Origin of the sequence: Burkholderia seminalis (genome assembly GCF_001718535.1) — a bacterium.
Lineage (GTDB): Bacteria > Pseudomonadota > Gammaproteobacteria > Burkholderiales > Burkholderiaceae > Burkholderia > Burkholderia seminalis.
Map to the genome: position 1 here is coordinate 117,690 of NZ_CP013398.1, position 18,533 is coordinate 136,222.

Consider the following 18,533-nt stretch of genomic DNA (forward strand, 5'->3'; position numbering starts at 1 on the left):
GGGAACACACCAACGATGGCAAAGATCTTCTGCGTTGCGAACCAGAAGGGGGGCGTCGGCAAGACGACGACATCGGTCAATCTCGCCGCAAGCCTTGCAGCGCAGGAGCAACGAGTCCTGCTGATCGATCTCGACCCGCAGGGCAACGCGACGATGGGCAGCGGGATCGACAAGGCCGCCTGTGAGGCGACCGTGTACGAAGTGCTGGTCGATGGCGTGTCGGTCGCCGATGCGCGCATCCGCCCGGACGGCGTCACCTACGATGTGCTGCCCGCGAACCGCGAGCTGTCCGGTGCCGAGATCGAACTGATCAGCATCGACAACCGCGAGCGCCGGCTGAAAGCAGCGCTCGAACGCGTGGCCGACGACTACGATTTCGTGCTGATCGATTGCCCGCCGACGCTGTCGCTGCTGACGCTGAACGGGTTGTGCGCGGCACATGGCGTCGTGATCCCGATGCAGTGCGAGTACTTCGCGCTGGAAGGGTTGTCGGACCTCGTCAACACGATCAAGCAGGTTCACGCGAACATGAACCGCGACCTGAAGATCATCGGCTTGCTGCGTGTGATGTTCGATCCGCGCATCACGCTGCAGCAGCAAGTCTCCGATCAACTGAAAGCGCACTTTGGCGACAAGGTGTTCGACGCGGTGATTCCGCGCAACGTGCGCCTGGCGGAAGCGCCGAGTTACGGGTTGCCGGGCGTCGTGTTCGACCGCAGCTCGCGCGGTGCGCAGGCGTATCTCCAGTTCGGTGCCGAGATGATCGAACGCGTCCGCGCGTTCGAGGTGTCGTGATCCGGACATGAGCGAAGCGAGGAAGAAAGACATGAACGCGGTACCAAAGAAGAAGGGCTTGGGACGTGGCCTCGAAGCGCTGCTCGGCGGCAGCGCCGATATCACCGAAGCGGTGAAGATCGAAGGGGCGCCGAACACGCTCGCGCTCGGCAAGCTGCAGGCCGGCAAGTACCAGCCGCGGACGCGGATGGACGAGGGCAGCCTGCAGGAGCTCGCGGCCAGCATTCGCGCTCAGGGCGTGATGCAGCCGATCCTGGTACGGCCCATTTCATCAGACAAATACGAGATCATTGCAGGCGAGCGGCGGTTCCGCGCGGCGCGCCTGGCCGGTCTCGATGAAGTGCCGGTGCTCGTAAAGGACGTGTCCGATCAGGCTGCCGCCGCGATGGCGCTGATCGAGAACATCCAGCGCGAGGACCTGAACCCGCTTGAAGAGGCGCACGGTATCCAGCGCCTGCTCGACGAGTTCGGTTTCACGCACGAGCAGGCGGCCGAATCGGTCGGCCGTTCGCGCAGCGCGGTGTCGAACCTGCTGCGCCTGCTGAACCTCGCGTCGCCGGTGCAGACGATGCTGCTGGCCGGCGATCTCGACATGGGGCACGCGCGCGCGCTGCTCGCCGTCGATGCGGCCACGCAGATCACGCTCGCGCATCAGGTCGTCAACAAGCGCATGTCGGTGCGCGAAACCGAGAAGCTCGTCGCACATACGACGAAGGAAGCGCCGGCCGTGAAGGCGCGCGCGAAGGACGACGGCGGCCGCGATACGCGCCGTCTCGAAGAGGAGTTGTCCGACCTGCTCGCGTCGACGGTGAAGATCAAGCTCGGCCGCCGCGGGCGCGGGCAGGTGACGATCGACTTCGGCAACCTCGATGCGCTCGAGGGCATTCTCGCGCGGCTGCGCGGCAACGTCGCAACCGAAGAGTAAGGACAGCCAATGGAGAAGACGGGCGCACCGGCGCCGCGCCGGTGGCTCGGATGGCTTGCGCAGGAACCGGTACTGTCGGTGCTTGCACTCGGCCTGATCGTGCTGCAATGGGTGCGTCCGCAACCATTTTCGGTGCTTGCAGGTCGCGTCGACTGGCAGACGGTCGCGACGCTCGCGGGCCTGCTGATGCTGACCAAGGCACTCGAGCTGTCCGGTTGCCTGATGTGGCTCGCGCACCGCATCGTGCATCACGTGCATTCCGAACGCGGGCTCGCGATGCTGCTGGTCGGATTCGCCGCGGTACTGTCGATGTGGCTCACCAACGACGTCGCGCTGTTCGTCGTCGTGCCGTTGATGGTGTCGCTGCGTGCACTGACGCCGCTACCGTTCCGGCGGCTCGTGATCGTCGTCGCGCTGGCCGTCAACGCGGGGTCCGTCGCGACACCGCTCGGCAATCCCCAGAATCTTTTCCTGTGGCAATTGAGCGGCGTGTCGTTCGGCCGCTTCGTGGTTACGCTCGGGCCGCTGGCGCTTGCGTTGATGGCGTTGCTGCTCGTGCTGACCGCGTTCATGTTTCGCGCGAAGCCGCTCGATCTGTCCGGCGACGCCATCGCGTTACCGGTACAGCGCATGCACGCGCTGATCGCGGCAGTGCTGTTCGCTGCATTCGTACTGCTCGCCGATGCCCACCATCCGCTGCCGGGCCTCGTCGGCGTCGCCATCGTCCTGCTCGCCGTCAAACGCAACGCAGTCCTGAAGATCGACTGGCTGCTGCTGCTGATCTTCGTGCTGATGTTCGTCGTGCTGCGCAGCGCGGCCGCGCTGCCCGTCGTGCACGACACGATCGCGAATGCGCGGCTCGATTCGCCGCTGCGCGTCTATGCCGCGGGCGCCGTGCTGTCACAGGTGATCAGCAATGTGCCGGCGGCGATCCTGCTGTCGGAATTCACGCACGACTGGCGTGCGCTGGCGTTCGGCGTATCGGTCGGCGGTTTCGGTTTTGCCATCGGTTCGCTCGCGAACCTGATCGCGGTGCGTCTCGCGAAGGAGCCGCGCATGTGGCTGCCGTTTCATCTGGTGTCGATTCCGTTCGCGCTCGTGAGCGCGGCACTTGGCGCGTGGTTGCTCGTTCACGGTTGAGCAAGGCGGGTGCGCGGCACAGGTGTGCGATTCGAGGGGCGGGGAAGGGTGCAGTGTTCGCGGTGGTTATAGGCTGTTGATAAGTGCCGCAACCCACAGTCGAACACCTGTGGTGGCGCGACAACTGATTGGACGTATCGATGCGCGAGCGTCCGGTCGAATTTCACCCGTCGCGCACGACCGATCGGCCAGGGCGCTTCGCGTGTTCCGGGCCGTCGTGCCAAGTCATTCCGGGCGAGTGTTTCACCGCGCATTTCCCGCGGCGATCGTGCCGCTCCGCCCGGACCCGTACCGGGCATCGTTTCCCCGTCATTCCCCCTGCCGCCGGCGTTTTACGCGCAAGAAATACCGGTGCAAGAAATCGACCTTACAACTGTCATCGTACGTCGTCGAATCGGGTGTTTTTTCACATGATGAGGCGTCGTTTTATGCAGGTTTTTGTCGCGTCTAAAGCCTTGAATCACTTGCAACTATCGCTTACAATCGCCCGGATTTGTTAGCTAGGCACCCCTGAAAGCTTTCAGAAAGCTTGGGGTCGGGTTCAAGGACTTTGCGGAAGATTGCGATGGCGGGTCAGGCGCCGGACGACAGGCACGATGATCAGCGCACGCAACGCCCCGCTTCGGCGGCCGGTGAGTGGCGCGAATCCGACGACTGGGATGTCGAGCAGCAAGATAACAACATCGTTCCGCTTACACGGACGGAAGCCGAGAGGCTGTTCGGTCCGAACGTGAGCAAGCCCTCGCGCGTGACCCCCTACAAGGTGGTGTTCGCGCAAGTGGTCCTGTCCCTGGTTGCAACGCTGGCGTGGTGGCTGTTTTCGAAGTCGCCGGGCGCCGCTGCGCAATCCGCGTTTCTGGGCGGAGCGATTGGCTGGGTGCCAAGTGCGGTATTCGTGGCACGACTGAAGGCAGGTGGCTCGGCCACCGTGATGAGCTGGGTGATGGGCGAAGCCCTGAAGCTCGCTCTGACGATCGGGATGTTCACCGCAGTGGCGTTCGGCTGGGCCGGCGTGCACTGGGTGCCGTTCCTCGTCACGTACCTCGTCGTGCTGAAGACCTACTGGATCGCGCTGGCCTGGCGGTAAGGAACAAGCAGCGTGCGGTTTCGACAGCGAACCGCACCGGCCCGTTCCCGCAATAGCGTGTTGCGGAACAGGCAAAACGATTTTCGACAATTTGGGTGGCATTAACGATATGGCAGCTAGCGAAGGCACGCGCGGTCCGGATCCGTCCGAGTACATTGCGCACCACTTGCAGAATTTCTCCACCTCGCATCAGACGTCGATTTTCGACATCCACGTCTGGAATCTCGACACGCTGTTCTGGTCGATCGTGTGCGGCATCGTGACGATCGTCCTGCTGCGTCTGGCCGCCCGCAAGGCGACGTCGGGCGTGCCGGGCCGCTTCCAGTGCGCGATCGAGATGCTCGTCGAAATGGTCGAAGACCAGTCGAAGGCCATCGTCCATGGCAATCGTACCTTCATCGCTCCGCTCGCCCTCACGGTGTTCGTGTGGGTCGCGCTGATGAACTCCCTCGACTTCCTCCCGGTCGACCTGCCGGGCCGCGTGATCGGCCTGCTCGGTCTGTCGGACGTGATTTCCCACCATCGCATCGTCCCGACGGCCGACCTGAACGGCACGCTCGGCATCGCGCTCGGCGTGTTCGTCCTGATGATCTACTACAGCATCAAGATCAAGGGCGCGGGCGGCTTCGTGCACGAGCTGCTGTCGGCACCGTTCGGCGCACACCCGCTGCTGTGGATCCCGAACCTCGCGCTCAACATTGTCGAATATCTCGCGAAGACCGTTTCTCTCGGTATGCGGCTGTTCGGCAACATGTACGCGGGTGAGCTGTTGTTCCTGTTGATCGCCCTGCTCGGCAGCATGTGGAGCTTCGGTGGCGACGCAACGTTCCTCGGCTTCGTTGGTCATGTGATCGCGGGTAGCGTCTGGGCAATCTTCCACATCCTGATTGTTCTGTTGCAGGCATTCATTTTCATGATGCTGACGCTGGTGTATCTCGGCCAGGCGCACGACAAGCACTAAGCGCGGCGTGCAAGAAAGAGTCTTCGTTTTAGTTTTTTAAATCTCAGTTCCAAGTCTTTTCACAAAGGAGTGATCATGCAAGCTTACATCGCCAACATCCAGGGTCTGACCGCCATCGGTATCGGCATCATCATCGGCCTGGGTGCAATCGGCGCCTGTATCGGTATCGCGCTGATGGGTGGCAAGTACATCGAAGCCTGCGCGCGTCAGCCGGAACTCATCAACCCGCTGCAAACGAAGATGTTCCTGCTGGCTGGCCTGATCGACGCTGCATTCCTGATCGGCGTTGGTGTCGCAATGCTGTTCGCGTTCGCGAACCCGCTCCTGTCGAAGCTCGCAGGCTAAGGTTCCTCGGAAATATGCGTCCGGCGTGAGCCGGCGCAGGGCGGAACGGAGACTTGGGGCGCTGATCGAATGCAACTCGATGAGCGCCTTACCGTTTCATTTTTCCGGAATAGCAGATAAGGAAACACCGTGAATCTCAACGCAACTCTGTTTGCGCAAATGGTCGTGTTCCTGGTCCTCGCGTGGTTCACGATGAAATTCGTGTGGCCGCCGTTGATCAACGCCCTCGACGAACGTTCGAAGAAGATCGCCGACGGCCTCGCCGCCGCGGAGAAGGGCAAGGCGGAACTCGACGCAGCGCACAAGCGCGTGGACCAGGAACTCGCGCAGGCCCGCAACGACGGCCAGCAGCGCATCGCCGACGCCGAAAAGCGTGCCCAGGCGGTCGCCGAGGAAATCAAGGCCAACGCCCAGGCTGAAGCCGCCCGCATCGTCGCTCAGGCGAAGGCGGAAGCAGAACAGCAAATCGTGAAGGCGCGCGAAGCGCTGCGTGGCGAAGTCGCCGCGCTGGCCGTGAAGGGCGCCGAGCAGATCCTGAAGCGCGAAGTCGATCAAACGGCCCACGCCCAACTGCTGAATCAACTGAAAGCCGAGCTCTGATCATGGCCGAACTTGCAACCATCGCCCGCCCTTACGCAGAAGCGCTGTTCCGCGTGGCCGAGGGCGGTGACATCGCCGCCTGGTCCACGCTCGTGCAAGAGCTGGCCCAGGTTGCGCGTCTGCCGGAAGTGCTGTCGGTCGCGTCGAGCCCGAAGGTGACGCGCACGCAAGTAGCCGAGTTGCTGCTTGCTGCGGTGAAGTCGCCGCTCGCGGCCGGCGCCGAAGCGAAGAACTTCGTGCAGATGCTGGTCGACAATCATCGCATCGCGCTGCTGCCGGAAATTGCCGAGCAGTTCGAGGCGCTCAAGAACGAACGTGAAGGCGCAGCCGACGCCGAGATCGTGAGCGCGTTCCCGCTGAACGGCGCGGATCTCGACAGTCTCGTCTCGGGCCTCGAACGCAAGTTCAAGCGCAAGCTGAAACCGACGGTCGAAGTCGATTCGTCGCTGATCGGCGGCGTGCGCGTGACGGTCGGCGACGAAGTGCTCGACACCTCGGTTCGCGCGCGCCTCGCATCGATGCAGGCTGCCTTGACCGCCTGAGCGCCACGCCGGCACGCAACAGAATTGACTATCAGGAGCGAATAATGCAACTCAATCCCTCTGAGATCAGCGAGCTGATCAAGAGCCGGATCCAGGGCCTTGAAGCGAGCGCAGACGTTCGCAACCAGGGCACCGTGATCTCCGTGACCGACGGTATCGTGCGTATCCACGGCCTGTCGGACGTGATGCAGGGCGAAATGCTCGAGTTTCCGGGCAACACGTTCGGTCTCGCGCTGAACCTCGAGCGCGACTCGGTCGGCGCGGTGATTCTCGGCGAATACGAACACATCTCGGAAGGCGACGTCGTCAAGACGACGGGCCGCATTCTCGAAGTGCCGGTGGGTCCGGAACTCGTCGGCCGCGTGGTCGATGCGCTCGGCAACCCGATCGACGGCAAGGGCCCGGTCAACGCGAAGCTGACCGACGCGATCGAAAAGATCGCCCCGGGCGTGATCTGGCGCAAGTCGGTGTCGCAGCCGGTGCAGACGGGCATCAAGTCGATCGACGCGATGGTGCCGATCGGCCGTGGCCAGCGTGAGCTGATCATCGGCGACCGTCAGTGCGGCAAGACCGCGGTGGCGCTCGACGCGATCATCAACCAGAAGGGCAAGGACCTGATCTGTATCTACGTCGCGATCGGCCAGAAGGCTTCGTCGATCATGAACGTGGTTCGCAAGCTCGAAGAAACGGGCGCGATGGAATACACGATCGTCGTCGCCGCTTCGGCGTCGGATTCGGCCGCGATGCAGTACCTCGCACCGTACGCCGGCTGCACGATGGGCGAATACTTCCGCGACCGCGGCCAGGACGCGCTGATCATCTATGACGACTTGACCAAGCAAGCCTGGGCATACCGTCAGATCTCGCTGCTGCTGCGCCGCCCGCCGGGCCGTGAAGCGTACCCGGGCGACGTGTTTTATCTGCACTCGCGCCTGCTGGAGCGTGCCGCTCGCGTGTCGGAAGAGTACGTCGAGAAGTTCACGAACGGCGAAGTGAAGGGCAAGAGCGGTTCGCTGACGGCACTGCCGGTCATCGAAACGCAGGCGGGCGACGTGACCGCGTTCGTTCCGACGAACGTGATCTCGATCACCGACGGCCAGATCTTCCTGGAAACCGACCTGTTCAACGCAGGCATCCGCCCGGCAATCAACGCCGGCGTGTCGGTGTCGCGAGTCGGTGGCGCCGCTCAGACGAAGGTCGTGAAGAAGCTGTCGGGCGGTATCCGTACCGACCTCGCGCAGTACCGTGAACTGGCTGCATTCGCGCAGTTCGCATCGGACCTCGACGAAGCGACCCGCAAGCAGCTCGAGCGCGGCCGCCGCGTGACGGAACTGCTGAAGCAGCCGCAGTACCAGCCGCTGCAGGTCTGGGAACTGGCCGTGTCGCTGTACGCCGCGAACAACGGCTACCTCGACGATCTCGACGTCAAGCAAGTGCTGTCGTTCGAGAAGGGCCTGCGCGAAAACCTGAAGACCAGCCACGCTGACCTCATCAAGCGCATCGAAGACACCAAGGATCTCTCGAAGGACGACGAAGGCGCGCTGCGCTCGGCGATCGAATCCTTCAAGAAGTCCGGTGCCTATTGATCCGCGAGTGACACATTGAGGCCGCGCGGGTGCTGATGCGCCCGCGCCGCTTCGGTGAGCGATGCATGAGCCCCGAGTAAAGCGCTAAAGCGCTAACCCGGGGCGCAAAGGAGCAAGCTATGGCTGGAATGAAGGAAATTCGCGGCAAGATCAAGAGCGTGCAGAACACGCGCAAGATCACGAAGGCGATGGAGATGGTGGCCGCATCGAAGATGCGCCGCGCGCAGGAACGCATGCGCGCCGCTCGTCCGTATGCGGACAAGGTCCGTGCCATCGCCGCGCACATGAGCCGTGCGAACCCGGAGTACCGCCACCCGTTCATGGTGGCAAACGACGGCGCGAAGACGGCCGGCATCATCCTCGTCACGACGGACAAGGGGTTGTGCGGCGGTTTGAACACCAACGTGCTGCGTGCGACGGTGCAGAAGTTCAAGGAGCTGGAAGAGAAGGGCCAGAAGGTCGAAGCCACCGCGATCGGCGGCAAGGGCCTCGGGTTCCTGAACCGCTTCGGCGCGAAGGTGATGTCGCAGGTCGTGCACCTCGGCGACACCCCGCATCTGGACAAGCTGATCGGCGCCGTGAAGACGCAGCTCGATCTGTATTCGGAAGGCAAGCTGTCGGCGGTTTATATCGCTTACACGCGCTTCGTCAACACGATGAAGCAGGAAGCCGTGATCGAGCAGCTGCTGCCGCTGTCGTCGGAACACTTCGAAGCCGATGACGGTACGCCGGCCACGTCGTGGGACTACATCTACGAGCCGGACGCGCAGGCAGTCGTCGACGAACTGCTCGTGCGTTACGTCGAGGCGCTGGTGTACCAGGCCGTCGCGGAAAACATGGCGTCCGAGCAATCGGCGCGCATGGTCGCGATGAAGGCCGCGTCCGACAACGCGAAGACGGTGATCAGCGAACTGCAGCTCGTATACAACAAGAGCCGTCAGGCCGCGATCACGAAAGAACTGTCGGAGATCGTCGGCGGCGCAGCCGCTGTTTAAGCGCGCGCCCGGGACGACAACTGCGCCTTTGCGCGAGTAAAGAATCAGGTATTTAAAGGAAAAGCGATGAGTACTGCTGCTTTGGTAGAAGGCAAGATCGTACAGTGCATCGGCGCCGTTATCGACGTGGAATTCCCGCGCGACAGCATGCCGAAGATCTACGACGCGCTTATTCTCGATGGCTCGGAACTGACGCTCGAAGTCCAGCAGCAGCTGGGCGACGGCGTGGTCCGTACCATCTGTCTGGGTGCTTCCGACGGCCTGCGCCGCGGCCTGACCGTGAAGAACACGGCAAAGCCGATCTCGGTGCCGGTCGGCAAGCCGACCCTCGGCCGGATCATGGACGTCCTCGGCCGTCCGATCGACGAAGCCGGCCCGATCGAAAGCGAACATACGCGTTCGATCCACCAGAAGGCTCCGGCGTTCGACGAACTGTCGCCGTCGACCGAACTGCTCGAAACGGGTATCAAGGTCATCGACCTGATCTGCCCGTTCGCCAAGGGCGGCAAGGTTGGCCTGTTCGGCGGTGCTGGCGTGGGCAAGACCGTCAACATGATGGAGCTCATCAACAACATCGCGAAGGAACACGGCGGTTACTCCGTGTTCGCGGGCGTGGGCGAGCGTACCCGTGAAGGGAACGACTTCTACCACGAAATGAAGGACTCGAACGTTCTCGACAAGGTCGCGCTGGTGTACGGCCAGATGAACGAGCCGCCGGGCAACCGTCTGCGCGTCGCGCTGACCGGCCTGACGATGGCCGAGCACTTCCGTGACGAAGGCCTCGACGTGCTGTTCTTCGTCGACAACATCTACCGTTTCACGCTGGCCGGTACCGAAGTGTCGGCACTGCTCGGCCGTATGCCGTCGGCAGTGGGCTATCAGCCGACGCTGGCTGAAGAAATGGGCAAGCTGCAAGAGCGCATCACGTCGACCAAGAAGGGCTCGATTACGTCGGTCCAGGCCGTGTACGTCCCTGCGGACGACTTGACCGACCCGTCGCCGGCGACGACCTTCGGCCACCTGGACGCAACCGTCGTTCTGTCGCGTGACATCGCTTCGCTGGGTATCTACCCGGCGGTCGACCCGCTCGACTCGACGTCGCGCCAGATCGACCCGAACGTGATCGGTGAAGAGCACTACTCGATCACCCGTCGCGTTCAGCAGACGCTGCAGCGCTACAAGGAACTGCGCGACATCATCGCGATTCTGGGCATGGACGAACTGTCGCCGGAAGACAAGCTGTCGGTCGCACGTGCACGTAAGATCCAGCGTTTCCTGTCGCAGCCGTTCCACGTTGCTGAAGTGTTCACGGGCTCGCCGGGCAAGTACGTGCCGCTGAAGGAAACGATCCGCGGCTTCAAGATGATCGTCGACGGCGAGTGCGACCACCTGCCGGAACAGGCGTTCTACATGGTCGGCACGATCGACGAAGCCTTCGAAAAGGCCAAGAAGATCCAGTAAGGGTCGGGTGTAACGCAGCGGGCGCCGTTGAGGTCGTTGATTCTCCTATACCCCCGGGGATAGGAGACACGGCGCCCACGTAATACGCTCAACCAGGAGTCGATATGGCAACCATCAAAGTAGACGTCGTCAGCGCGGAAGAGCAGATCTTCTCGGGCGAGGCGAAATTCGTCGCGCTGCCGGGCGAAACGGGTGAGCTGGGCATTCTGCCGGGTCACACGCCGCTGATCACGCGGATTCGTCCGGGTGCGGTGCGCATCGAAGTCGAGGGCGGCAACGACGAATTCGTGTTCGTCGCGGGCGGCATTCTCGAAGTGCAGCCGGGCGCCGTGACGGTGCTCGCCGATACCGCGATCCGCGGCAAGGACCTCGACGCGGCGAAAGCCGAGGAAGCGCGCAAGCGTGCCGAGGAAACGCTGCAGAACGCGAAGTCGGATCTCGACCTCGCGAAGGCGCAATCCGAGCTCGCGACCGCGATGGCGCAGCTCGAAGCGATCCAGCGTCTGGCGAAGATCCGCAGCCGGCACTAAGCCGCGCCGCGTATCCCGCGAAAGAAAGCAGCCTTCGGGCTGCTTTTTTTTCGTCTGCGGATTGCGGGCCAGATCATTCCGTCCGGTCGTGCTATTTCATCCGTCCGCCGCGAATTGATGTCAGAGTGTCGTCAGCGGAGCGCGGCATCATCCGCAGTGAGGCTGTCCGTCGCGATCGAGGCGATGGAGGCGGGCGCGGCAGGCGCGCGCGGGCCGATCAGACCAAAAAGACGGAGACATTCATGGCAGCAGACCTTGGCGTGGGCGCGCTGATCGCGCCCGAGAACGGCTTGTCGTACGTGCGTGGCGCGACCGACGTGCCGCTGTCCGAAGCGACGATCGGCCGGTTCCTGCGCGACACCGCCGGCCGCTTTCCCGACCGTCCGGCCGTCGTGTTCCGCGAGCAGCAGGTGCGCTGGACCTGGCGCGAGTTCGCGAACGAGGTCGACGTGCTCGCGGCGGGGCTGGCCGCGCTCGGTATCGTGAAGGGCGACCGCGTCGGCATCTGGTCGCCGAACCGCAGCGAATGGCTGCTCACGCAGTTCGCGACCGCGCGCATCGGTGCGGTGCTCGTCAACCTGAATCCGGCCTACCGGCTCGCCGAGCTCGAATACGCGCTGAACAAGGTCGGCTGCAAGGCCGTGATCACGGCCGAGCGCTTCAAGTCGTCGGCCTACGTCGAGATGCTGCAGGCCATCGCGCCGGAGCTCGCGACCACGACGCCGGGCGACCTGCACGCGGCACGCGTGCCGAGCCTGCGCACGGTCGTGTCGATGGGCGACGTCGCGCCGGCCGGCATGTTCCGCTTCGCGGACGTGATGACACGCGGCCGCCAGGCCGTCGATCCGGGATTGCTCGATGCAATCGGCACGACGCTCACGGCCAACGAACCGATCAACATCCAGTTCACGAGCGGCACGACCGGCAGCCCGAAGGGCGCGACGCTCACGCACCGCAACGTCGTCAACAACGGGCGCTCGATCGCGACCGCGATGCGCTTCACCGAGCACGACACGCTGTGCATCCCGGTGCCGCTCTATCACTGCTTCGGGATGGTGCTGGCCGTGCTCGCGTGCGTGTCGAAGGGCGCGGCGATGGTGTTCCCCGGCGAGGCGTTCGATCCGGTTGCGACGCTCGCGGCCGTGGCCGGCGAGCGCTGCACCGCGCTGCACGGCGTGCCGACGATGTTCATCGCCGAGCTCGATCATCCGGCGTTCTCGACCTTCGATCTTTCGACGCTGCGCACCGGGATCATGGCCGGCTCGCCGTGCCCGATCGAGACGATGAAGCGCGTCGTGTCGCAGATGCACCTGTCGGAGATCACGATCGCGTACGGGATGACGGAGACGAGCCCCGTATCGTTCCAGAGTTCGACCGACGATCCGCTCGAGAAGCGCACGACGACGGTCGGCCGCATCCAGCCGCACCTGGAAGTGAAGATCGTCGATGCGAGCGGCGACATCGTGCCGGTCGGCGCGACGGGCGAGCTCTGCACGAAGGGCTATTCGGTGATGCTCGGCTACTGGGACGACGACGCGAAGACGCGCGAGGTGCTGGTCGACGGCTGGATGCACACGGGCGACCTCGCGACGCTCGATGCGGACGGCTACTGCAATATCGTCGGCCGCCTGAAGGACATGGTGATTCGCGGCGGCGAGAACGTCTATCCGCGCGAGATCGAGGAGTTCCTGTTTCGGCATCCGAAGATCCAGAGCGCGCAGGTGTTCGGCGTGCCGGATGCGAAGTACGGCGAGGAGCTGTGCGCGTGGATCGTGCTGCGCGCGGACGAGCAGATGACGGAGGACGACGTGCGTGCGTTCTGCAGCGGGCAGATCGCGCACTACAAGATTCCGCGCTACATCCGCTTCGTCGACGAGCTGCCGATGACGGTGACGGGCAAGGTGCAGAAGTTCGTGATGCGCGACCGGATGATCGAGGAGCTGAAGCTCGACGTGCAGAAGACCGCTTGATGCGGGACGGCGCGGGAAAAATGCGGGAAAAAACGTGGCGGCCTGCGGGCCGTTACGTTTTCGATGGACGAAAAAAAGCGGGCTTATTAGCCCGCTAAAAACCACACGCTACGGGGTTAGCGCGAGGAGACCAAAGATGAAACCGAATCCGGCGGGGGGCCGGAAACGACTCCAACAGGGATGCCCCTCGGAAGGGCTTCGGTACGTGACCGACTGGCTCGCAGCGCTTCGCGTCCGCTCACACTTGGCACACGAGACCGCATCCGTGTTGAAACCGTTGAGGCCATTGTGGGCGAATTAATGACCCGTCGCGGTAACAAAGTGTTTCAGGTTGTAACGCCCGCCAGATAAGGCTTCCCGGGATTTTTTGCTGTTTTCGGGGTCCTGAAAAAGGTCATTTTTACCCATATTTTCCGCTGCGTTTTCAGCCGATGCGCACGATGCGTTTTTCATGCGTATCGGGCGCGATGAATGGCCGATTTTCACGTCAGAAAGTGCGCGGCATGATCGATACCGCGGATGACGATTCATTCGTCAGAAAGATTTTGAAACGTGATCGGAATGCGCGGAAGTCGGCCGATCGGCCGATTCGGGTGGTTTCGCGCCGATTGTCGGGTCGGGCGACGCGAGGGCAATGTGTAACGGCGGCAGGTTCGCCGCCGCCATGCCGCGCATTCGGCAGGCGGCGGCCACGGGGTCGATGCCCGTTATCGGCCGCCGCGGGACGGGCTTCTTACTTCAGCCACTTGTCCGAAATCGCCTGGTATTCGCCGGTCGACAGCGCGAGATGCAGCCACTGGTCGACGTATTGCTGGAACACGACGTCGCCGCGCGGCACCATGTACGCCTTCTCGCCGAACTGGAACGGCTTGTCCGGATGCACCGAGCACAGCCCCGGATTCAGCTTTTGCTGCAACTGCGTCTCGGACGCATCCGTCACCATCACGTCGGCCTTGCCCGCGAGGATCTGCTTGAAGATCGTCACGTTGTCCGGATAGACGGTCAGGTTCGCATGTGTGAAGAACTGTTTCGCGAACCGCTCGTTGGTACCGCCCGGATTCACGATCACACGCGTCTCGGGCCGGTCGATCTGCGCGACGGTCTGGTACTTGTCGGCGTCCGCGCAGCGCACGATCGGCGTCTTGCCGTCGACGACGTACGGCTGCGTGAAGAACACGCGCTTCTGGCGCTCGAGCGTCGTCGACACACCGCCCACCGCGATGTCGCATTTCGCGACGAAATCGGCGGTCAGGTTCGGCCAGCTCGTCTTCACGAAGTCGGTCTTCACGCCGAGCGATTTCGCGAGCGATTCGGCCATGTCGATGTCGATGCCCTCGAAACGGCCGTCCGTGCGGTAGTACGAATACGGCTTGTAGTCGCCCGTCGTGCACACGCGCAGCGTGCCGCGCGCGAGCACGTCGTCGAGCCGCGAACCGGCCCCCGGCGCGGCGGTGGTGCCGGTGGTGGTCTGCGCGTGCGCGGCGGCGCAGCAGAGCAGCGCGGCAGCGGCGAGCGTGGCGAATGTCTTCATCGGTCTCCTCCTTCATTCGATATGAGCGTCCGATCATAACGGAGCCATCGCGCGCGTCATATGGCCGCCATCGCGTCGGCATGCGCAGCCTGAGGGCGGCTGTCCGGTAAAATGCCGCTTTGCCTTCGCATCGTCGCTCCTACCGTGGCCCATAACCTGCTCAACGACACCTTCCTGCGTGCGCTTCTGCGCGAGCCGACCGACTACACGCCGATCTGGCTGATGCGCCAGGCCGGCCGCTACCTGCCCGAATACAACGCGACGCGTGCGCGCGCCGGCAGCTTCCTCGGCCTCGCGAAGAATCCCGACTACGCGACCGAGGTGACGCTGCAGCCGCTCGAGCGTTTCCCGCTCGACGCCGCGATCCTGTTCTCGGACATCCTGACGATTCCCGACGCGATGGGGCTAGGTCTCGACTTCCAGGTCGGCGAAGGGCCGAAGTTCGCGCATCCGGTGCGCACCGAGGCCGACGTCGCGAAGCTCGCGGTGCCGGACATCGAGGAGACGCTCGGTTATGTGACGGGCGCCGTGCGCGAGATCCGCCGCGCGCTCACCGACGGCCAGGGCCGCCAGCGCGTGCCGCTGATCGGCTTCTCGGGCAGCCCGTGGACACTCGCGTGCTACATGGTCGAAGGCGGCGGGTCGGACGATTTCCGCACGGTGAAGTCGATGGCGTATTCGCGCCCCGACCTGATGCACCGGATCCTCGACGTGAATGCGCAGGCGGTGGCCGCGTACCTGAACGCGCAGATCGAAGCGGGCGCGCAGGCCGTGATGATCTTCGATACGTGGGGCGGCGCGCTGGCCGACGGCGCATACCAGCGCTTCTCGCTCGACTACATCCGCCGCGTGGTGAGCCAGCTCAAGCGCGAGCACGACGGCGAACGCGTGCCGGTGATCACGTTCACGAAGGGCGGCGGGCTGTGGCTCGAGGAGATCGCGGCGACCGGCGTCGATGCGGTCGGGCTCGACTGGACGGTCAACCTCGGCGCCGCGCGCGAGCGCGTCGCGGGGCGTGTCGCGCTGCAGGGCAACCTCGATCCGACGATCCTGTTTGCGCCGCCGGCCGCGGTGCGCGAACAGGCGCGCGCGGTGCTCGACAGCTACGGCAACCATCCGGGCCATGTGTTCAACCTCGGCCACGGCATCTCGCAATTCACGTCGCCCGATCACGTCGCCGAACTCGTCGACGAAGTACACAACCACAGCCGCGCGATCCGTAGCCGACCCGCTGGCTGAACGCAAGCGTTGTCATGCTGCACTGCGGGATGACAGCGTTTCGCTGTCGGGACTAAACAGGGCGCAACCCCGCTCCCGCTGCCGATCCGGTGCTTGTCAAGACTTGACTTATACACATTTTCCACGTTGCAGCGCGGTAGAGCCCTGTATCGGTCAATTTGTCTCGCTATTGTTCGGTAATTTGAATAGCAGCCTTATGGAATAAGGCTCCGCGGGGCGGCGCCCCGCGCGGCGAAAAACAGCGGAAAGCACGGCCCCGCGCGCGTTGCGGCCATTCGGGGGCGAGTTCTCAACAAAGTTATCCACAGGACTGGGCAGGGTATACGGCGATTCCTAATGCGAATCCAAAACTTAGCGCGGAATCTGAAGTTTTACTTTAAGTTCGCTGCCGCGATGCGGACGCGGATGCAAGCCGCCTGTCCTTCGCGTACCGCTGCCGGTGGGGCGCCGCAATGAGCGGCACCTACCTGCGCGTCGCGCTCGACCATCCGCTCGCGACCCTGTTCGACTACCGCTGCGACGCGCAGCCGGCACCCGTGCCCGGCACGCTCGTGCAGGTGCCGTTCGGCAAGCGGCAGGCCGTCGGGCTCGTTTGCGAAGTGACGACTCACACCGATGTGCCGCCGTCACGGCTGCGCGCGGTCGACGCGATCTGCGCCGACCTGCCCCCGCTGTCGGCGGACTGGCTCGCCCTGGTGTCGTTCGCCGCCGACTACTATCAGCGCGGGCGCGGCGAGGTTGCGCTGCCGGCGCTGCCGCAGGCGCTGCGTGACGCCGGGCGCTGGGGGCGGCTGCTCGCGCCCGAAGTGCGCTACCAGCCGACCGAAGCCGGCCGCGCGGCGTTGCCCGATGCATTGCCCGCGCGCGGCGCCGCGCTGCGGCGGCTTGCACAGGCGCTCGTCAATACCGGTTCGTTGACGCTGCCCGACGCGCGGGTGCTGCATCCGAAGGCGGCCGCGACGCTCGATGACTGGGCCGCGCGCGGCTGGGTCGACGTCGAGGAGATCGGCTGGGCCGATGCGCCTGTGCCCAAAGCTGTGGATAACCTGTCGACAACCGGTGGACGAACCGTGCCGCCGGCACTGACCGACCAGCAGGCCGAGGCGCTCGACGCGATCCGCGCGGCAGCGGGCTTCGCGCCGTTCCTGCTGCACGGCGTGACGGGCAGCGGCAAGACCGAGGTCTATCTGCATGCGCTCGCGTCGCTGCTCGATGCACGGCCGGACGCGCAGGCGCTCGTGCTCGTGCCCGAAATCAACCTGACGCCGCAGTTCGAGGCCGCGTTTCGCGCGCGCTTCGCGGGGGCGCTCGCCGACGACGCGATCGTCACGCTGCACAGCGGGCTCGCCGAGGGCGAGCGGGCGCGCAACTGGCTGGCCGCCCACACGGGCCGCGCGCGGATCGTGCTCGGCACGCGCCTGGCGGTGCTGGCGTCGATGCCGACGCTCGCGCTGATCGTCGTCGACGAGGAGCACGAGCCGGCGTACAAGCAGCAGGAAGGGCTGCGCTATTCGGCGCGCGATCTCGCCGTGTGGCGCGCCAAGCAGCTCGGCATCACGGTCGTGCTCGGCTCGGCCACGCCGTCGCTCGAAAGCTGGTGGCAGGCCGAGCAGGGGCGCTATACGAAGCTCACGCTATCGCGCCGCGCGGTGGCCGACGCGACGCTGCCGACCGTGCGGCTGATCGATCTCGAAGAGGAGCGACGGCGCGGCCGCGCGTCGATGGGCGGGCTGTCGGGGCCGCTCGTCGCGGCGCTGAAGGCGCGGCTCGAACGCGGCGAGCAGAGCCTCGTGTTCCTGAACCGGCGCGGTTACGCGCCGCAGCTCGCGTGCGACGCATGCGGCTGGGTCGCCGGTTGTCCGCGCTGCAGCGCGTACGTCGTCCTGCACAAGCCCGAGCATGCGCTGCGCTGCCATCACTGCGGCTGGGAGGCGCGCATTCCTCGGTCGTGTCCGGAGTGCGGGAACGTCGACATCGCGCCGCTCGGGCGCGGCACGCAGCGTATCGAGGAGGCGCTCGCCGAGGCCGTGCCGGGCGCGCGGGTGCTGCGGATCGACGCGGACAGCACGCGCCGCAAGGGCAGCGCGCAGGCGCTGTTCTCCGACGTGCATGCGGGCGAGGTCGACATCCTGGTCGGCACGCAGATGATCGCGAAGGGGCACGACTTTCAGCGCGTGTCGCTCGTCGGCGTGCTCAATGCCGACACCGCGCTGTTTTCGCACGATTTCCGGGCGAGCGAACGGCTGTTCGCGCAGTTGATGCAGGTGAGCGGCCGCGCGGGGCGGGCCGGGCTGCCGGGCGAGGTGATGGTGCAGACGCGTTACCCGCGTCATGCGCTGTATCACGCGCTCGGGCGGCAGGATTACGTCGGCTTCGCGAATTCGACGCTCGGCGAGCGCCGCGACGCGCACCTGCCGCCGTTCGTCTACCAGGCGCTGCTGCGCGCCGAAGGGCGCACGCTCGACGCGGCGCTCGCGTTCCTGCTTCAGGCCGCGGCCGCATTGCCGGGGCTGCCGGGCGCCGATCGCGTGACCGTGTACGACGCGGTGCCGATGACGATCGTCAAGGTCGCGAACGTCCATCGCGCGCAGTTGCTGCTCGAAAGCGCATCGCGGGCGGCGCTGCAGCATGCGCTGCGTGCATGGCAGCCGGCACTGCGGGCGCTGAAGGGCGTGCTGCGGTGGAGCGTCGAAGTCGACCCGCTGGATATCTGAGCGGCGCGCTGCCGTATGAAGAAGCCCGGCCCGCCGGGCGTCATCCGCCTGCCTCTCGTCGCGCGTCCGAACCGGGCGTCGCATCGTTTCTCCCACCCAGTGCAACCCGTTT

At 64.7% G+C, this 18,533-nt stretch carries 17 protein-coding genes; 15 read left to right on the plus strand and 2 right to left on the minus strand.

Features of this window, described 5'->3' with window-relative positions; all coding sequences use genetic code 11:
- Positions 1-15 precede the first annotated feature (15 nt).
- The 13 genes from WJ12_RS00510 (at position 16) to WJ12_RS00570 (ending at position 12,937) form a co-directional block, all read left to right on the plus strand.
- Entirely contained in the window at positions 16-795 is a 780-nt protein-coding gene (locus WJ12_RS00510) for a ParA family protein (protein ID WP_059559486.1), read from the plus strand.
- A gap of 31 nt (positions 796-826) precedes the next feature.
- Entirely contained in the window at positions 827-1,720 is an 894-nt protein-coding gene (locus WJ12_RS00515) for a ParB/RepB/Spo0J family partition protein (RefSeq protein WP_034188249.1), read from the plus strand.
- Positions 1,721-1,729: 9 nt separating this feature from the next.
- On the plus strand, positions 1,730-2,860 hold the full coding sequence (locus WJ12_RS00520) for an SLC13 family permease (RefSeq protein WP_049030887.1): 1,131 nt from the start codon (positions 1,730-1,732) through the stop codon (positions 2,858-2,860).
- A 565-nt stretch (positions 2,861-3,425) separates the two neighbouring features.
- Positions 3,426-3,947: an ATP synthase subunit I gene (locus WJ12_RS00525; RefSeq protein WP_034188173.1), complete on the plus strand. Its 522-nt coding sequence runs from the start codon at positions 3,426-3,428 to the stop codon at positions 3,945-3,947.
- A 109-nt stretch (positions 3,948-4,056) separates the two neighbouring features.
- Positions 4,057-4,908 carry a F0F1 ATP synthase subunit A gene (gene atpB / locus WJ12_RS00530; RefSeq protein ID WP_012492242.1) on the plus strand — a complete coding sequence of 284 codons (852 nt, stop codon included), beginning with the start codon at positions 4,057-4,059 and terminating at the stop codon, positions 4,906-4,908.
- A 75-nt stretch (positions 4,909-4,983) separates the two neighbouring features.
- On the plus strand, positions 4,984-5,253 hold the full coding sequence (gene atpE, locus WJ12_RS00535) for a F0F1 ATP synthase subunit C (RefSeq protein WP_006482730.1): 270 nt from the start codon (positions 4,984-4,986) through the stop codon (positions 5,251-5,253).
- A gap of 129 nt (positions 5,254-5,382) precedes the next feature.
- Positions 5,383-5,853, plus strand: a complete 471-nt coding sequence (locus WJ12_RS00540) for a F0F1 ATP synthase subunit B (protein WP_006477283.1) — start codon at positions 5,383-5,385, stop codon at positions 5,851-5,853.
- A 2-nt stretch (positions 5,854-5,855) separates the two neighbouring features.
- Entirely contained in the window at positions 5,856-6,395 is a 540-nt protein-coding gene (locus WJ12_RS00545) for a F0F1 ATP synthase subunit delta (protein ID WP_034188172.1), read from the plus strand.
- 44 nt (positions 6,396-6,439) lie between these two features.
- Entirely contained in the window at positions 6,440-7,981 is a 1,542-nt protein-coding gene (gene atpA, locus WJ12_RS00550) for a F0F1 ATP synthase subunit alpha (RefSeq protein ID WP_034188171.1), read from the plus strand.
- Between the two features lie 119 nt (positions 7,982-8,100).
- On the plus strand, positions 8,101-8,976 hold the full coding sequence (gene atpG / locus WJ12_RS00555) for a F0F1 ATP synthase subunit gamma (RefSeq protein WP_034188170.1): 876 nt from the start codon (positions 8,101-8,103) through the stop codon (positions 8,974-8,976).
- Between the two features lie 66 nt (positions 8,977-9,042).
- Entirely contained in the window at positions 9,043-10,437 is a 1,395-nt protein-coding gene (gene atpD, locus WJ12_RS00560) for a F0F1 ATP synthase subunit beta (RefSeq protein WP_034188169.1), read from the plus strand.
- 104 nt (positions 10,438-10,541) lie between these two features.
- A complete protein-coding gene (locus WJ12_RS00565; RefSeq protein ID WP_006477288.1) occupies positions 10,542-10,967 on the plus strand; it encodes a F0F1 ATP synthase subunit epsilon in 426 nt (141 codons plus the stop codon).
- Positions 10,968-11,209: 242 nt separating this feature from the next.
- Positions 11,210-12,937 carry an AMP-binding protein gene (locus tag WJ12_RS00570; RefSeq protein WP_059559483.1) on the plus strand — a complete coding sequence of 576 codons (1,728 nt, stop codon included), beginning with the start codon at positions 11,210-11,212 and terminating at the stop codon, positions 12,935-12,937.
- Positions 12,938-13,234: 297 nt separating this feature from the next.
- On the opposite strand, the gene WJ12_RS36265 is transcribed toward WJ12_RS00570, so the two are convergent.
- A complete protein-coding gene (locus WJ12_RS36265; RefSeq protein WP_167361860.1) occupies positions 13,235-13,390 on the minus strand; it encodes a hypothetical protein in 156 nt (51 codons plus the stop codon).
- 280 nt (positions 13,391-13,670) lie between these two features.
- Entirely contained in the window at positions 13,671-14,468 is a 798-nt protein-coding gene (locus WJ12_RS00575; protein WP_049030889.1) for a transporter substrate-binding domain-containing protein, read from the minus strand.
- Positions 14,469-14,612: 144 nt separating this feature from the next.
- Between WJ12_RS00575 and hemE the strand changes: the two genes are divergently transcribed.
- Together hemE and WJ12_RS00585 are read left to right on the plus strand one after the other, a co-directional pair.
- Positions 14,613-15,707, plus strand: a complete 1,095-nt coding sequence (gene hemE / locus WJ12_RS00580) for a uroporphyrinogen decarboxylase (RefSeq protein WP_059559480.1) — start codon at positions 14,613-14,615, stop codon at positions 15,705-15,707.
- A 452-nt stretch (positions 15,708-16,159) separates the two neighbouring features.
- Positions 16,160-18,421 carry a primosomal protein N' gene (locus tag WJ12_RS00585; protein WP_059559477.1) on the plus strand — a complete coding sequence of 754 codons (2,262 nt, stop codon included), beginning with the start codon at positions 16,160-16,162 and terminating at the stop codon, positions 18,419-18,421.
- Positions 18,422-18,533: the final 112 nt, after the last annotated feature.

What these genes read in the sequence shown, in the direction of transcription:
- WJ12_RS00510 (WP_059559486.1), top strand. Translation starts at nt 16, where the DNA reads ATGGCAAAGATCTTCTGCGTTGCGAACCAGAAGGGGGGCGTCGGCAAG.
- WJ12_RS00515 (WP_034188249.1), top strand. Translation starts at nt 827, where the DNA reads ATGAACGCGGTACCAAAGAAGAAGGGCTTGGGACGTGGCCTCGAAGCG.
- WJ12_RS00520 (WP_049030887.1), top strand. Translation starts at nt 1,730, where the DNA reads ATGGAGAAGACGGGCGCACCGGCGCCGCGCCGGTGGCTCGGATGGCTT.
- WJ12_RS00525 (WP_034188173.1), top strand. Translation starts at nt 3,426, where the DNA reads ATGGCGGGTCAGGCGCCGGACGACAGGCACGATGATCAGCGCACGCAA.
- atpB (WP_012492242.1), top strand. Translation starts at nt 4,057, where the DNA reads ATGGCAGCTAGCGAAGGCACGCGCGGTCCGGATCCGTCCGAGTACATT.
- atpE (WP_006482730.1), top strand. Translation starts at nt 4,984, where the DNA reads ATGCAAGCTTACATCGCCAACATCCAGGGTCTGACCGCCATCGGTATC.
- WJ12_RS00545 (WP_034188172.1), top strand. Translation starts at nt 5,856, where the DNA reads ATGGCCGAACTTGCAACCATCGCCCGCCCTTACGCAGAAGCGCTGTTC.
- atpA (WP_034188171.1), top strand. Translation starts at nt 6,440, where the DNA reads ATGCAACTCAATCCCTCTGAGATCAGCGAGCTGATCAAGAGCCGGATC.
- atpG (WP_034188170.1), top strand. Translation starts at nt 8,101, where the DNA reads ATGGCTGGAATGAAGGAAATTCGCGGCAAGATCAAGAGCGTGCAGAAC.
- atpD (WP_034188169.1), top strand. Translation starts at nt 9,043, where the DNA reads ATGAGTACTGCTGCTTTGGTAGAAGGCAAGATCGTACAGTGCATCGGC.
- WJ12_RS00565 (WP_006477288.1), top strand. Translation starts at nt 10,542, where the DNA reads ATGGCAACCATCAAAGTAGACGTCGTCAGCGCGGAAGAGCAGATCTTC.
- WJ12_RS00570 (WP_059559483.1), top strand. Translation starts at nt 11,210, where the DNA reads ATGGCAGCAGACCTTGGCGTGGGCGCGCTGATCGCGCCCGAGAACGGC.
- WJ12_RS36265 (WP_167361860.1), bottom strand. Translation starts at nt 13,390, where the DNA reads ATGAAAAACGCATCGTGCGCATCGGCTGAAAACGCAGCGGAAAATATG.
- WJ12_RS00575 (WP_049030889.1), bottom strand. Translation starts at nt 14,468, where the DNA reads ATGAAGACATTCGCCACGCTCGCCGCTGCCGCGCTGCTCTGCTGCGCC.
- WJ12_RS00585 (WP_059559477.1), top strand. Translation starts at nt 16,160, where the DNA reads ATGAGCGGCACCTACCTGCGCGTCGCGCTCGACCATCCGCTCGCGACC.